Source organism: Gilvimarinus polysaccharolyticus, assembly GCF_001187555.1.
GTDB lineage: Bacteria > Pseudomonadota > Gammaproteobacteria > Pseudomonadales > Cellvibrionaceae > Gilvimarinus > Gilvimarinus polysaccharolyticus.
The window spans coordinates 1124200-1139471 of record NZ_LFIJ01000001.1 but is presented as its reverse complement, the minus strand read 5'-3'; the positions used below and the strand labels follow the sequence as shown (position 1 = coordinate 1139471).

Sequence of the window (15272 nt, the reverse complement as noted above, 5' to 3'; positions counted from 1 at the left end):
GAATGTCGTCAATATCGGAGCCTGAGTTTAGTCAGCAACCTGTACGCAAACTCGTTGTTATCGGGCTTGGACTTATTGGCGGCAGTGTCAGTGCCGGCTTGCGGCAGCGGCACGCATGCCAAGAGGCAATTGGTATTGTGCGCGATCAAGTCACTGCAAGTTTGGCACTTGAACGTGGAGTTGTAGACCGGGCTTATCTATCTCTTAATGAGGTGGCGGCAGAGTTGGGTGAGGGCGATGTGATTTTTATTGCCGTGCCCACCTTGGCGGTTGAGTCTGTTTTACACGATATTCGCGCCCAAGTGAGCGCGGCTGTTACCGTCACTGATGGCGCCAGTGTAAAAGGCAGCGTTCGCGATGCTGTGATTGCCGCTTTTGGCGAGGTTCCTAGCAATATTGTTTTGGGCCACCCAATTGCAGGCTCAGAACAAAGCGGTGTGGCTGCCGCAAATCCCTCTTTATATCAAAAACACCGCGTTATTTTAACGCCAGAAACCTCTACTGGAGCGCAGCATATCGCCCGGGTCACAGCCATGTGGCAAGCGTTGGGGGCAGAAGTTTTATCCATGTCGGTCAGTGAGCACGATGAGGTACTGGGCGCGACCAGTCATCTGCCTCATGCCATTGCTTATTCGCTGGTTGACACCTTGGCGCATGATATTGGCAACCCCAATATTTTTCGCTATGCCGCCGGCGGGTTTCGCGACTTCACTCGGATCGCGTCAAGTGACCCGACTATGTGGCACGATATTATGCGCGCTAATCGGGGCGCGGTATTGCATTCGCTGGATAAATTTGTCGACAATTTATTGCGTTTACGTGACGGCATTGAACGCGAAGATGGCGAATATTTACTCGGTGTGTTTACTCGCGCAAAAGCTGCGCGCGATCACTTTACCCGCATGTTGGCAGGCAGCACATTAAAAGACAGCATCGCATTAAGTGCGAGTAAAATTTGCGTTAAACCCGGGGCGGCATTGCAAAACCATTTGCGCGTGCCGGGTGATAAATCTATTTCACATCGCGCTATTATGCTCGGCTCCATCGCTCAAGGTAAGACCGTCATTGATGGCCTGCTTGAAAGCGAAGACTCACTGGCAACCTTGCAAGCGTTTCGCGATATGGGGGTTGTTATCGACGGTCCGGCTAACGGTCACGTGACGATTTACGGAGTAGGGTTGCGCGGTCTTAGCGCGCCACAAAAACCTTTATATTTAGGTAACGCGGGCACCAGCGCTCGGTTGTTGTCCGGAATTTTAGCCGCGCAAACCTTTAGCACCACAATCACCGGTGATGCCTCACTATCGGCGCGGCCTATGGGGCGTATTATTGAGCCCTTGCGTGCGATGGGAGCTAGCATCCATTCCGAATCGGATAACCTGCCGTTAACTTTTAGCTCGGCCAAACGTTTCTCTGCTATCGACTACCCGCTGCCGTTGGCAAGTGCTCAAGTGAAATCCTGCTTGTTGTTGGCAGGCTTGTACGCCAATGGCATAACCCGAGTACGCCAGACACAGATAACCCGCGACCATACCGAGCGCATGCTGGGTGGCTTTGGCTGCCCTGTACGCAGTGGTCAAGATGGCTGGCTGGCGGTAACCGGCGGCACCGAGCTGCAAGGCTGTCGTGTTGATGTACCAGGTGACTTCTCGTCGGCGGCATTCTTTATTGTCGCCGCAAGTATTACCCCCGGCTCCGACATTCTACTTGAGCATGTTGGCGTAAACCCTTCACGCACCGGTGCGCTGGATATCCTTAAGCTGATGGGTGCCAATATAGAGCTGTTAAATCTCGGCACCGCAGGCGGTGAACCCGTTGCCGATATTCGAGTACGCTACAGTGAGCTGCAGGGCATTACCATTCCCACAGAATTGGTGTCGCGATCGATTGACGAGTTTCCGGCGCTGTTTATTGCTGCCGCTTGCGCTCAAGGTTGTACCGAGCTATCTGGTGCGGCCGAGCTTAGGGTCAAAGAAAGCGATCGACTGGCCAATATGGCGGCCGGTCTCACGGCTTTAGGTGTTAATGTGGACATCCGTGCTGACGGGTTACACATTACCGGCTCACCATTGCGTGGTGCGGAGGTCGATTCGGCGGGAGATCATCGAGTTGCTATGGCTTTAGCGCTGGCCGGGTTACGCACCGATGGTGCCGTTATTGTGAATAATGCCGAGTGTATTGCCTCATCATTTCCCGATTTTGTTACCCAGGCCAAACAGTTGGGTATATCCATAGAAGTAATTGATTCTTAACAAATAGATAGAAAAACGTTACCGTTGCCACCGCACTATCAGCTACATAACTATGAGCTGCATAGCAGGGCCGACGGGACGCATTAGTGAAATGTTTCCAGATCACCTATAATACGCGCCGCCGATAATAGATCGGCCCCCAAATTGACCAACAAATTGTGAGTGGCATGTCCGAGCAATACACCCAGACGCACCTAAAACAGCTTGAAGCTGAAAGTATTCATATCATCCGCGAAGTGGCGGCCGAGTTTGATAACCCCGTTATGCTCTATTCGGTAGGCAAAGATTCGGCGGTTATGATGCATTTGGCGATGAAAGCCTTTGCTCCTGGCAAACCGCCGTTCCCATTAATGCACGTGGATACCACCTGGAAGTTCCGCGAAATGATTGAGTTTCGTGACCAGCGCATTAAAGATCTCGGTTGGGATCTGCTGGTGCACATCAATCAAGAAGGTGTGGATATGGGCGTTGGCCCATTCACCCACGGCAGTGCCAAGCACACCGACATCATGAAAACCCAAGGTTTGAAGCAAGCGCTCAACAAATACAAATTTGATGCCGCGTTTGGTGGTGCTCGCCGCGATGAAGAGAAATCACGGGCCAAAGAGCGAGTCTACTCGTTCCGCGATCGCAATCACCGTTGGGACCCAAAAAACCAACGCCCAGAATTGTGGAATATTTATAACGGCCGAGTAGATCAAGGCGAGAGTATTCGTGTGTTCCCTTTGTCTAACTGGACTGAACTGGATATCTGGCAGTACATCCATTTAGAAGGCATTCCTATTGTGCCTTTGTATTTTGCGGCAAAGCGTCCAGTGGTCGAGCGCGACGGCACTTTAATTATGGTCGATGACGATCGTATGCCGATTGATCCCGACGAAGAAATACAAGAAAAAATGGTGCGTTTCCGTACCTTGGGCTGCTACCCGTTAACGGGCGCAGTCGAGTCCGACGCAACCACATTACCCGAAATCATTCAGGAAATGTTGTTGACCACGACGTCTGAGCGCCAAGGGCGTGTAATTGATCATGACAGCTCAGGCTCGATGGAAAAGAAAAAACAAGAAGGTTATTTCTAAACCATCGCCAGAGTATTTGTATTAAATCGGCAGCGCTGTGCGCTGCCAATTTGTTAGGCTGCGAAAACGCCAAAGGCTAAAAGTTTATGTCCCACCAATCAGATCTTATCGCGAGCGATATTGATGAGTATCTTGCTCAGCACGAGCGCAAAGAACTTTTACGACTACTGACTTGCGGTAGCGTAGATGACGGTAAAAGCACACTGATCGGCCGCTTGCTGCACGACTCAAAAATGATCTACGAAGATCAGCTTGATGCCGTGCGCTCAGCCAGCACCAAACACGGCACTACCGGTAATACCATTGATTTGGCGTTGCTGGTAGATGGCCTGCAAGCCGAGCGCGAGCAGGGCATCACTATTGATGTGGCGTACCGCTATTTCTCGACGGCAAAACGCAAATTTATTATCGCCGACACCCCAGGCCACGAGCAGTACACGCGCAACATGGCAACCGGTGCTTCGACCTGTGATTTGGCCGTGATTTTAATCGACGCCCGTTACGGTGTTGTAACGCAAACACGCAGGCACAGCTATATTGCCTCATTACTGGGCGTTAAAAATATTGTGGTTGCCGTCAATAAAATGGATTTGCTCGATTTTGATGAGCAGGCGTTTATTAAAATCAAATCTGATTATTTAGCGTTTGCCCATAAACTCGGCATGCAAGATGTACAGTTTGTGCCTATCTCAGCACTCGATGGCGATAACGTTGTTAATGCCTCAGAACGCTCTGCTTGGTATGCCGGCCCGACCTTAATGGAGATTTTAGAGTCAGTGCCAGTTACTGCCGATAAAAACTTTGATGATTTCCGTTTTCCGGTGCAGTACGTTAACCGTCCCAACCTAGATTTTCGCGGTTTCTGCGGCACCGTTGCCTCGGGTGTTGTAAAGGTTGGCGACGCGGTAAAGGTATTGCCTAATGGCACCAGCAGCACGGTTAAGTCGATTATTATTCACGATCAAAGCCTGACCGAGGCGTTTGCCGGCCAAGCAGTCACGCTAACGCTTGAAGATGAAATTGATGTTAGTCGTGGCGACATGCTGGTGCTGGCGCAAGATGACGTAAAGCAAACCAACAACCTTAAAGCACATGTGGTTTGGATGAATGCCAATGCCGCTAGAATTGGCGATGAGTATTTGTTTAAGTTTGCCAGCCGCACAATCAGCGGTCATTTTGACGGCCTCGACTATCAAATAGATGTAAATACTCAAGAGCATCGTCCAACAACGGCATTAGAGCTTAATGATATTGCCGTGGCGAATGTGTCTTTAAGTCAAAATGTTATTGTCGATAACTATCATCATAACCGTGCAACCGGGGCGTTTATTGTTATCGATCGACTTACCAATATCACCGTAGGCGCGGGCATGGTAATTGATGCGCTGGATTACAATGACGATTCGCAAAATGTAAATTACAGCGATTTCGAAGTGGAATTAAATGCATTGGTGCGTAAGCATTTTCCACACTGGCAAGCTCGTGATCTTAGCAAGTTGCTAAAATAATAAACCCGAGCTGTGAGTTAAAAAAGGCCAACCTCATTGAGGCTTGGCCTTTTTTTAACTTTGCTTAAACCCGCCTAGTGTTGCCTAAATCGTTTTGCGCGAGCCACCTACTATCTAGAGTCGATTTTATGTTGCAGCCCTCAATAATGCTCACTACAGCAATAGCGATGTTAGCCTTTGCCGGCAACTCAGTATTGTGCCGGCTGGCACTATCGCCAGACAGTGCAGCGCTGGTGGACCCAACCAGCTTTAGTGTCATCCGGTTGCTAAGTGGCGCAATAAGCTTGGCGCTCATTGTTTTGTGGCGCGGGCATCGGTTATCTCTGTCGGCCGGTTCTTGGTATGGAGCTGCAACGCTACTTATCTACCTTGTGGCGTTTTCTTTTGCTTATGTTCAGTTAGATACTGGCGTTGGTGCTCTTATTTTATTTGGTGTTGTGCAACTGGTTATGTTGCTTGCCGCGTTAAGGGCAGGGCAGCGATTAAAAACACAAGAAATTGTAGGTTTATTACTGGCGTTAGCTGGGTTGTTGCTATTGCTACTGCCAGGCGCGGCCAGGCCCAACCTTATTGGGGTGCTATTAATGTGCTTGTCGGGCGTAGGGTGGGGCTTGTACAGCCTGGCGGCACGCAATACGACAACAGCGCTATTAACCACGTGTGGAAATTTTATAAAAGCCACCCCCTTTCTTATCCTACTGCTGGCCGTTCCGCTGCTGCTTCCGGGGCAGTCGATACAAATCAATATGGCCGGCGCTTGCTTGGCGCTAATCTCAGGCAGCATTACCTCGGCGCTTGGTTACGCCATTTGGTACCGTGCACTAACTGGGCTCGAGGCCACCCAGGCGGGGGCCGTGCAGCTGTCTGTTCCGGTGCTGGCTGCCATTGGCGGGGTGTTGTTTGTCAGTGAAGATTTAAGTACTCGCTTGGTTATTAGTAGTGCCTTAGTGATAGGTGGAATTTATTACGTGTTACAGGCTCGACGAGACAAACCACGGCCAACTTAATAGCTGTGGCGGAACAGTTTTCTGAGCATGCGGGCTCCTTTAATTCTACGCATAATTTATAGTTGACAAGGATTAAGAGGTGGGTATACTCGACATTGCTTGAAAGTAAGTCTTATATTTATGCCACACCAAAGTATTGGTACGCCTTTAGTTCTGGTCCGTTTAGTCATAAGTAATAGCAACACTTTTAGCGCACAACCGCCTCATCAAGAGGCTTACTCATTGATTGAACAGGATTGACACTATGTCTACTACTACCGGTACCGTAAAGTGGTTTAACGAAGCAAAAGGTTTTGGCTTTATCGAGCAAGAATCAGGCCCAGACGTGTTTGCACACTTCAGCGCCATCGTTGGTTCAGGTTTTAAAACCTTGACCGAAGGCCAAAAAGTTGAGTTCACCGTAACTCAAGGCCAAAAAGGTCCACAGGCTGAAAACATCGTAGGTCTGTAATCTAAGTCTTTAACAAGACTCGCCGCCTAGGCGGCAACCCAGCCATTATGGGTGGGTTAAAAAAAAGGGTAGGGCATTTGTCCTACCCTTTTTTTATTGTCGGTCTGTTTTAATCGCTGACGTAAGTCAATTAGTAGGTATTGTGCATTGCAAGAATTGAAATTTTCCACCTTGGCGCTTCGTCCAGAGTTACTCCAAACCGTATCATCGCTGGGCTACACCGCCATGACGGTAATTCAGGCCGAGAGCCTGCCTGCGGCGTTGGCCGGTAAAGATGTTATCGCCCAAGGTAAGACCGGCTCGGGTAAAACTGTAGCATTTGCCTTAGGTCTGTTAGAGCGACTCAATGTTAAGCGCTTTGCCGTGCAATCGTTAGTGCTATGCCCAACGCGCGAGCTGGCCGATCAGGTTGCCAAAGAGATCCGTAAGCTGGCGCGCAGCATTCACAACATTAAAGTATTAACCCTGTGTGGCGGCATGCCATTTGGGCCTCAAGTAGGCTCATTGGCCCATGGCGCACATATTGTGGTGGGCACCCCAGGGCGTATCTCGGACCACTTACGCAAAGGCAACCTGATCCTGTCTAACGTTCACTCATTGGTGCTCGATGAAGCCGACCGCATGTTGGATATGGGCTTTTCCGAGACCTTAGACGAGATCGTTGCCGAAATACCAGAAAACCGCCAAACATTACTGTTTAGCGCCACCTACCCCGATAGCATTGCCAAGGTCGCCGGTCGGGTTATGCGCGACCCAGTTATGATAAAAGTCGAGAGCACACACGATACCCCCAGTATCGAGCAGCACTTTTACAAAGTAACCGCTTCAACTCGCGATCAGGCGGTTGTTCAGTTACTGCGTGATCATAGGCCTGATTCGGCCGTTATTTTTTGCAATACTAAGCGCGAAACAACCGCCCTGGCGGGACTGTTGCGTGATAAAGGTTTTAGCGCGCTGGCTTTAAACGGCGATTTAGAGCAGCGAGACCGCGACCGAACGCTGGTGATGTTTGCCAACAAAAGCCTTACTGTTTTGGTTGCCACAGATGTTGCCGCACGAGGATTGGATATCGAAGCGCTGGATGCGGTGATTAACTATCAGCCCGCGCGTGACAGCGAAGTTCATGTACACCGTATTGGCCGCACCGGACGGGCAGGTAATAGTGGGGTCGCCGTTACCCTAGTGGGTGAAAACGAGACGTTTAAAGTACAGCGTATCGGCCAATATGCCGGGCAAGAATACAGCTGCGAGGCGCTACCTGAGGCCGGCCGTGATAGCTCGAGCTATTTGCCGCCAATGATAACGCTGCAAATTGACGGCGGTAAAAAGCAAAAAGTACGACCTGGAGATATTTTAGGGGCGCTTACCGGTGCCGATGGTATTGCCGGTACCGACGTTGGCAAGATCCAAATGTTTGACCAGAGTGCATTTGTCGCGGTGAAGCGTAAAGTAAGCGATGAAGCGCTGCGAAAGTTATCGGTCGGCAAACTAAAAGGGCGCAGTTTTAGAGCGCGTATAGTGAGTAAGTAAACGGTAGCAGTAAATAGGTAGTAGGCGCGAGCCATCATTAGCCCCGCTGGCCGTCACAAAGTGTGACGGCCAGCGGGGCTAATCTGTTTAACGGTTGCCGTTAGGGCGACGACTGCGGTTGGCTGGTGCACTTTTTTTGGCGAAAGGTCCACTTTTGGCTTCTACAGCGGCAGGCTTGCCGCTGCGCGAAGATCCGTCGCGGCGCTGACGACCACCGCCGGGGCGCTTAGGTGCTGCACCCTGGGGGGATTTTTTAGGCTTTGGCGCGCGGCGCGTTAGGCTTGACTCTGGTACGTCGTGGATCGGCTCAAAACCTGCAACAATCTGCCGGTCCAGCAGCGTTTTAGTCAGGTGCTCGATATCGCTTAACTGCTTAAATTCATCGGCACTGACCAGTGATACGGCTTGACCGGTCGAGCCCGCACGCCCAGTACGGCCAATGCGATGAACGTAATCTTCCGGTACGTTGGGTAGGTCAAAGTTAACCACTTGTGGCAACTGATCGATATCTAGCCCGCGTGCGGCAATATCAGTGGCCACCAATACTCTTATTGCGCCGGCTTTAAAATCGGCCAAGGCTTTAGTGCGCGCGCCCTGACTTTTGTTGCCATGAATTGCCGCAGCACGTATACCGGCCAGCTCAAGCTGCTTGGTAAGCTTATTGGCGCCGTGTTTAGTGCGGCTAAATACCAATACTTGCTCCCACTGGTTATCCATAATTAAACGGATTAATAAGTCGGCTTTTTGCTTTTTATCAACCGGGCAAATCCATTGCTTAACCGTAGGCGCCGCTTTGTTGCGCGGGGTAACCGAAATCTCGACAGGATCATTTACCAAGCCTTTCGCTAAGGCGCGAATCTCGTCCGAGAACGTGGCCGAAAACAACAGGTTTTGACGCTGTTTAGGCAGTGCCGCAATGATTTTTTTAATGTCGTGAATAAAGCCCATGTCCAGCATGCGATCGGCCTCGTCCAAGACCAACACTTCAAGGTGGTCAAATCTAACCGCACGTTGATTGTATAAATCGAGCAATCGGCCAGGGGTGGCAACCAGCACATCGACGCCGCCACGCAACTTCATCATTTGCGGATTAATTTTCACCCCGCCAAAAACGATAGTAGAGCGCATTTGTAGGTGCTTGCCGTAAGTAGCGACGCTCTCGCCTACTTGTGCCGCCAGTTCTCGAGTTGGGGTAAGCACCAATACACGAGCCTGATTTGGGCCGGCGCGGGTGCCTTTGCTTAGCTTCTCTAAGATCGGCAAAGTAAAGCCTGCGGTTTTACCCGTTCCTGTCTGCGCTGCAGCCATAACATCACGGCCCGACAATACCGCCGGTATTGCTTGTGCCTGAATAGGCGAGGGCTCGGTATAGCCTTTTTCTTCAATAGCTTTGAGGATCGGGGCTGATAGGCCCAGCTGGGTAAAACTCATAGAGGGTAAATCCTGTGGTATGACCGGTGCGCAGCCGCAAATATTGGCAACTGCGTGAAATAAAGAGTGGCCGCGCATATTACAGCATCCGCCCGCGCCGCGCCATGCTTAACGGGGCGCGCTACTGGTATACTAGCCAGCATTAGATAAAGGCTGGGTGATGTCAGAGTCGCTTTATATAAAATCGATAGTGGCTAAACTTGAGGTAAAGCCTTTGTCTCAAACTTAACAGGCCACATATTTGGGAACGTAAGTGAGATTGATGATGAAACTAGGGGCATTATTTCTGTTGCTGCCCGTCGTTATGGCGCTGCAGTCGTGCTTTACCCAGCAGTATGTTTACAAGCAAGCTCAAGACACAGAGTGGGATTGTCGTAGACTACCACTCACGCAGCAACGCGAATGCCTTGAGCAAAGCTCAATAAGTTATGAAGAGTATACAAAAAAGCGACAGGAGCTACTTGAGAGTGAGCCTGACGAATAGATTTGGTCGTAGCTAAGGTTTTAAGTATGATACGCAACCTTAGCCGTTAATAGCATTAAACGGCGGTCAACTACGAGGTCGGTATGGCGGTAATTATTGGGTTAATCGTTGTTTATATTTTATGTATTGTGTTTGTGCGTATACGCAACCGAGTAACCTTCCCTCTGATTCGGCAGTTATCCGATTTCTCGACCTTTATGGTGCCTTTTAACCTACCGGCCTACGGTTTGTCTAAAGTACCAACGACCCCTCGCGTTGGCATTGAACACTTTCCTGAGTTGGCGCTTATTCAAGATAACTGGGAAGTTATTCGCGACGAGGCGCTAGCCTTATACCAAGCGGGCAATATCACCGCTAAAGACGACTTGCCCGCCAGTAGTTTCTATAAAGATAATCGCTGGACGAGCTTCTACCTAAAACTCTACGATCACCAAATACCTTCAGCTTACGAGCTAGCCCCCAAAACTATGGCGCTATTAGAGCAAGTGCCGTACCTCAATTTAGCTTTGTTTGCCGTACTCAATCCAGGAAAAAAGCTCAACCAGCATCACGACCCGTTCGCTTATACGCTGCGCTATTCACTGGGTTTAAGCACGCCTAACGACGAGAAGTGCGGCCTCCAGATCGACGACTTTAAGTACACTTGGCGCGATGGCGACAGCATCATTTTTGATGAGACCTACCTGCACTCGGCCTACAATGACACCGATACTCCGCGTATTATTTTAATGACCGACATTGATCGTCCGTTAAAAATTGGCTTTGTGCAAAAGGGCTATTGGTACTTTGGACGCTTTTTTAACGGTCTGTTTAAAATCGATAACGTCGACGCCAGCAATACTGGCATTGGCAATAAGCTTGGCAAGGGCTTATTGGCTTATCAAAAGTTACTTAAATCCATCAAGCACAAAAACCGCACGGCTTATTATTTGGGTAAATGGATCGTGATCGGCATATTGCTGTTACTGATCGCTTACGCCATTTGGTAGATTGCAGCCTGTGCCGAACTCACTCTCCAAGGTGCGCAACAATAACGCCACCTTGGTAATGCTCTCCTGATACTCACTCTCGGCAACAGAATCGGCAACAATGCCGCCGCCGCCGTAACAGTGCAGTTGCCCTTTATTGCAAATAACCGTGCGTATCGCGATATTAGTATCCATTCGGCCACAGGCACTAATGTAGCCTAAACTCCCGCAATAGGGGCCTCGCCGGTAAGGCTCTAGCTCGTCAATGATCGCCATGGCTCGCACCTTAGGTGCACCGGTAATAGAGCCGCCGGGAAACGCAGCACGCAGCACGTCTAGCGCGCCAGTGTTGGGTCGTACATGTCCGGTTACGGTGCTGACCAAATGGTGCACATTGGCAAAACTTTGCAGTTCAAACAGGGTGGGCGTTGCTACTTTGCGGCAAGTTTTGCTCAAATCGTTGCGTAATAGATCGACAATCATTAGGTTTTCGGCGCGATCTTTGGCGCTACTTTGCAATATTGCGCGATTGTGCTGATCTTGCTCGAGCGTTTCGCCTCGTGCGATAGTCCCTTTAATGGGGCTGGTGGTGGCTTTGCCGTCCGCACAGGCGATAAAACGCTCGGGCGATATACACAGTAAAGCACCCTCATCTAAAGGTATGTAGCCGGCAAAAGGAGAGGGCAGTTGCGCCCTTAGCGCTAAATACCCTGCAAGTGGATCACCACGGTAAAGGGCGCTAAACCGCTGTGCAAAATTAATTTGATAGCAGTCACCCTCCAATATGTGTTTTTGGATCAGATCGAATTTTTGGAAGTAATGCTGTTTGTTAGAATTACCTTTAAACTTACTGATTTCAAAGGAAATTCCATCCTTTTCTAGATTTGACTTTAACTCCTGCCGGGCGTTAATCAGGCTGACGATACGGTCGGTATCCACGCCTGGCTGGGCTACTAAAACGCTTTTTTGGCGCTGGTGATCAGTAACAATTGCCCAAGGATAAAAGCCAAAATGCATGTCCGGCAGGGTCATATCGACTGTAGCACAAGACGGCAGAGACTCCAGACGGCGGCCTAAGTCGTATCCAAAATAACCCAAAAGGCCGCCGCAAAACGGCAATGGCTCGCCATCCAAAACAGCGTTAGTGCAAGTGCTCGGAAGCTGCTGCTGCAACAAAACAAACGGATCTTCTAAGCTCTCGGTTGTCGAGTTGCCGCACTCAATAACGGTTGTTTTACCGCAGGTAATGATCCGGGAGTTAGGCTCGGCGGCAATAATATCGTAACGGCCTTGCTGGCTCATAGGTTGGCAGCTATCTAGCCATATCGGATACGGCAGCTGTTTAAGTGCCATAAAATACACGACGCTGTCACGCTGATACAAAAGTTCTATTACTTGAGGTTGGTCGTGCATACAGCAGGCCGTAATTGCGAGTGGCTAAAGGCGAGCATTGTAACCAGCTAGAAGTCGTTGGCCAATGTTTGCGGTTATTTAAAGCTGAAGTAAAGCCTTCAGTCGGTCGCGACATAGAGGATAATGATCGATAATCGTCGGTAGAAAACCCTATGAAATTGAATGTGAAGGGGTTATCTTCTCTTGTAGAAAAGGTCACTTACGCCGTGGTGTTTATTTTTTCCATGTAAACCCTTGCAATTAAACCCGCGACGTCCTCTTTGTCTACAAAGGCAAACGAGCCGGAATGTAAATCTACAATTTTTTTTACGATTGAAAGGCCAATTCCGCTGCCATAGTTTTGTGTGTCAGACACACGATAATGCCGTGTCACAGAATTTTCTTTTTGCTCTTGCGTCATACCCGGCCCGCTGTCGATGACTTCGATAACCGCGTTTTTTTCAGTTTCAGCTGTGTTGACGACGATAGGCGAGCCTTTCTCGCTGTACTTTGATGCATTTTCTATTAAGTTTCTTAATAACGTGCTCATCAGGGCGCGGTTGCCCACGGTAAAAGTGTTTTTGCCCGTCAGTTCGATATCATTTTTTTTATGAATATCAACAGGCAATAGGGTGATCACCTCTTTTGCTAAATCATACAATCCTATCTCTTCTTGCAGGAGATCACGCTTATTGGCATCGATACTATTGAGTAATAGGAGTTGTTCAATTGTTTTTGACATATTGTCAATGCCGCGACTCATTCGTGTTATTGAAAGGCGCCCCTCATCACTCAAGCTCTCTTTAAGCTCAATGTTTTGTGCGTGTACCTTTATACTGGCCAGTGGTGTTCGAAGCTCATGGGAAAGATCAGCGTTAAAACTCTTTTCTTGTTTTAACGTAGCATCAATACGTTCGAGTAAACGATTTACACCTCGCTGAATTGGCAGAAGCTCCTTGCTCATTGAAATAGCAATGACTTCAAGATTATTCCCATCACGACTCGCAATTTCTCTGCTTAATATTGTGATCGGCCTTGTGCCTAACATAACCCCGATAATAACCACTAAAATAATAAGTACGCTGACCGCCAGCATACTTATAAGTTGGTCCCGCGTAATTAATTCGATTAGCTCATCGCGCACTTCCGATTTTTGTGCCGTGTATATCCAATTTTTGGTGGAGTTTGAATACAAAGCAAAGATATACCAACTCTCATTGCCGTATTCGGTACGGCTGTACCCCGGCGCTGTAGCCGATAACGGGTGAAGTGGTGCGTTCTCAGACATAAGTAAAAGATTGCCTTGTAAATCCCAAATCTGATAGGCGATTTTTTTTTCATAATGATGCCCCAACGTGTTGTGATCTTTTTGTTCTACAATGTTAGGGACCTTGATTATGGAGGTGGTTTGTCGATCTGATATCTCGGTATCGGTAATAAGCTGATCAATGGTTCGTGCTATCTGCGCTTGCTGTGCATCAAATAGCTCTTCGACCTCATCCTGGGTATCACGATAGATGTAATAACCTGACACAATGTTAATAAAAAATAATGAAACCAATAAAAAACTGATAGTTCTGTAGCGAATAGATTTCATGAGAAATGCTCTTCAACTAACATATACCCAACGCCACGTACCGTTTTAATTCCGTTATTACCCAGTTTCTTTCGAAGACGGTGAATATGTACCTCCAGTGAATTACTGTCGATTTCTTCGTCCCAGCTATAAGACAAACTCTCTAGTACTTCACGCGTAAATACCTGCCGTGGTCGCTCGAAAAATGCTTGAACTAATGAAAACTCACGTCGCGAGAAAGTGATCGAGGTGTCGTTAAATAACATTACACGCTCATTCAGGTTCAGACTTGCACGGCCCACTTCAAGCAGGTCGGTGCGACGGCCATTTGCGCGACGTGTTAATGATCGTATTCTTGCCTCAAGCTCATTGATATCGAAAGGCTTCACCATATAGTCATCCGCGCCAGCATTGAGTCCAGCGATTTTTTCATCGATCTGGTCTCTTGCCGTCAGTACAAGTACCGGTAAATCAAACTTGCTTTCACGAGCTTGTTTTAAGACCTGTAAGCCATCCATATCGGGTAACCCAAGATCCAAAATAAGCAGTGCGTGATCTGCTCGTTTAAGCATCTTGACAGCCGCTGCACCTGTCGACAACCAATCGACGTTATATTGAAAGTGCCTCAGGGCTGTCATAATACCCTCGGCAAGCAGCTCATCGTCTTCCACCAATAAGATTCTCATACGCGTGTGCACCAATATTTCACGTCTTGATTCTGTAGAAAACGTTCGGCATCCTTTCCGTTGAGCAGAGAGAGGGTCGCTAAGCAACCTGCCTGAACGCACAATGGTGCATGTGTTGTAACAGACGAAGGTGCGTTCGCGACTGGCCAACCGGTTTTGGGGTTGAGTATATGGCTGTAACGCTTACCATCTCTTAGAATGAATCGCTTGGCGTCACCGCTTGTGGCGAGTGCACCCTGAACAATAGAAATCACATGCTCATGGTTTTCGATTCCCACACGCCATGGAAGTTTGTGTTGCCGAGGTTTGGTGATCTGGATATCACCGCCGAGATTAATCAACACTGACATGTCGGGCGCGTGAATACGATAGATATCGGCGATGGCGCTTACAGCATACTCTTTACCAATGCCGCCAAAGTCGATTTCCATACCAGGTTTCATTTGAATAGAGTGCTGGTCGAAGGTAACTTTTTCCCATCCTACCAAAGGTAGTAAAGCATCAATCTGTCGTTGCTGGGGGATGTGACTGCTACAGTCAAACTTCCATGCGCGGCGCAAAACACCAGACGTCAAATCAAACATGCCATCGGAAAGCTCAAAACAGGTTTGAGCAAATGCCAGAAGGCGGTAACACTCATCATCTATTTTGACTGAAGCTCCCTCAGCATTATTAATGGCAAAACAGAGGTTATCTTTTGCGTAACGACTGAATTTTTGCTCTATTCGTCGCGCTTGCGCGACACCTTTCTGGGCAAGCGAATCCGCGAGCGATTTGTCTAAGGTATCGAACAAAAACTCGCAAGGACTCGCCATCGCCTGGAAACGAGCAGATATATAGGAATCGTGGCCACTGAGCTCATAATGTTGTTGCGCCAGAGTTGCCACGATATTCTCCTACAGTACGTT

12 protein-coding genes are annotated in these 15272 nt (G+C 48.9%); 7 read left to right on the top strand and 5 right to left on the bottom strand.

Annotated features, from left to right (window positions below; translation table 11 throughout):
- Window positions 1-2 precede the first annotated feature (2 nt).
- The 6 genes from GILYN3_RS04750 to dbpA all read left to right on the top strand — a co-directional run bounded on the left by GILYN3_RS04750 (window position 3) and on the right by dbpA (window position 7827).
- Window positions 3-2252: a bifunctional prephenate dehydrogenase/3-phosphoshikimate 1-carboxyvinyltransferase gene (locus GILYN3_RS04750; protein WP_049721778.1), complete on the top strand. Its 2250-nt coding sequence runs from the start codon at window positions 3-5 to the stop codon at window positions 2250-2252.
- A gap of 167 nt (window positions 2253-2419) precedes the next feature.
- A complete protein-coding gene (gene cysD / locus GILYN3_RS04745; protein WP_049721777.1) occupies window positions 2420-3331 on the top strand; it encodes a sulfate adenylyltransferase subunit CysD in 912 nt (303 codons plus the stop codon).
- Window positions 3332-3417: 86 nt separating this feature from the next.
- Window positions 3418-4839, top strand: a complete 1422-nt coding sequence (cysN, locus tag GILYN3_RS04740) for a sulfate adenylyltransferase subunit CysN (RefSeq protein ID WP_049721776.1) — start codon at window positions 3418-3420, stop codon at window positions 4837-4839.
- 128 nt (window positions 4840-4967) lie between these two features.
- Window positions 4968-5846: a DMT family transporter gene (locus tag GILYN3_RS04735; RefSeq protein WP_049721775.1), complete on the top strand. Its 879-nt coding sequence runs from the start codon at window positions 4968-4970 to the stop codon at window positions 5844-5846.
- A 244-nt stretch (window positions 5847-6090) separates the two neighbouring features.
- Complete coding sequence (locus GILYN3_RS04730) at window positions 6091-6297, top strand: cold-shock protein (RefSeq protein WP_041523209.1); 207 nt, start codon at window positions 6091-6093, stop codon at window positions 6295-6297.
- A gap of 147 nt (window positions 6298-6444) precedes the next feature.
- Window positions 6445-7827, top strand: a complete 1383-nt coding sequence (gene dbpA / locus GILYN3_RS04725) for an ATP-dependent RNA helicase DbpA (protein WP_049721774.1) — start codon at window positions 6445-6447, stop codon at window positions 7825-7827.
- A gap of 87 nt (window positions 7828-7914) precedes the next feature.
- Here dbpA and GILYN3_RS04720 read toward each other — a convergent pair whose 3' ends face one another.
- A complete protein-coding gene (locus GILYN3_RS04720; RefSeq protein WP_049722565.1) occupies window positions 7915-9258 on the bottom strand; it encodes a DEAD/DEAH box helicase in 1344 nt (447 codons plus the stop codon).
- A gap of 567 nt (window positions 9259-9825) precedes the next feature.
- Between GILYN3_RS04720 and GILYN3_RS04710 the strand changes: the two genes are divergently transcribed.
- Window positions 9826-10731 (top strand): aspartyl/asparaginyl beta-hydroxylase domain-containing protein, encoded by a 906-nt coding sequence (locus GILYN3_RS04710; RefSeq protein WP_049721772.1) that lies wholly within the window; start codon window positions 9826-9828, stop codon window positions 10729-10731.
- Here the strand turns inward: GILYN3_RS04710 and pabB are convergent.
- The 4 genes from pabB to GILYN3_RS04690 all read right to left on the bottom strand — a co-directional run bounded on the left by pabB (window position 10705) and on the right by GILYN3_RS04690 (window position 15251).
- Entirely contained in the window at window positions 10705-12123 is a 1419-nt protein-coding gene (pabB, locus tag GILYN3_RS04705) for an aminodeoxychorismate synthase component I (RefSeq protein ID WP_049721771.1), read from the bottom strand. The two genes, GILYN3_RS04710 and pabB, sit on opposite strands and share 27 nt — an antisense overlap.
- A 199-nt stretch (window positions 12124-12322) precedes the next feature.
- Window positions 12323-13699, bottom strand: a complete 1377-nt coding sequence (locus GILYN3_RS04700; RefSeq protein WP_049721770.1) for a sensor histidine kinase — start codon at window positions 13697-13699, stop codon at window positions 12323-12325.
- Window positions 13696-14364, bottom strand: a complete 669-nt coding sequence (locus GILYN3_RS04695; RefSeq protein WP_049721769.1) for a response regulator — start codon at window positions 14362-14364, stop codon at window positions 13696-13698. Before GILYN3_RS04695 ends, GILYN3_RS04700 begins: the two co-directional genes overlap by 4 nt.
- A complete protein-coding gene (locus tag GILYN3_RS04690) occupies window positions 14361-15251 on the bottom strand; it encodes an FAD:protein FMN transferase (protein WP_198147287.1) in 891 nt (296 codons plus the stop codon). The genes GILYN3_RS04695 and GILYN3_RS04690 overlap by 4 nt, the downstream gene beginning before the upstream one ends.
- Between the last annotated feature and the right edge of the window lie 21 nt (window positions 15252-15272).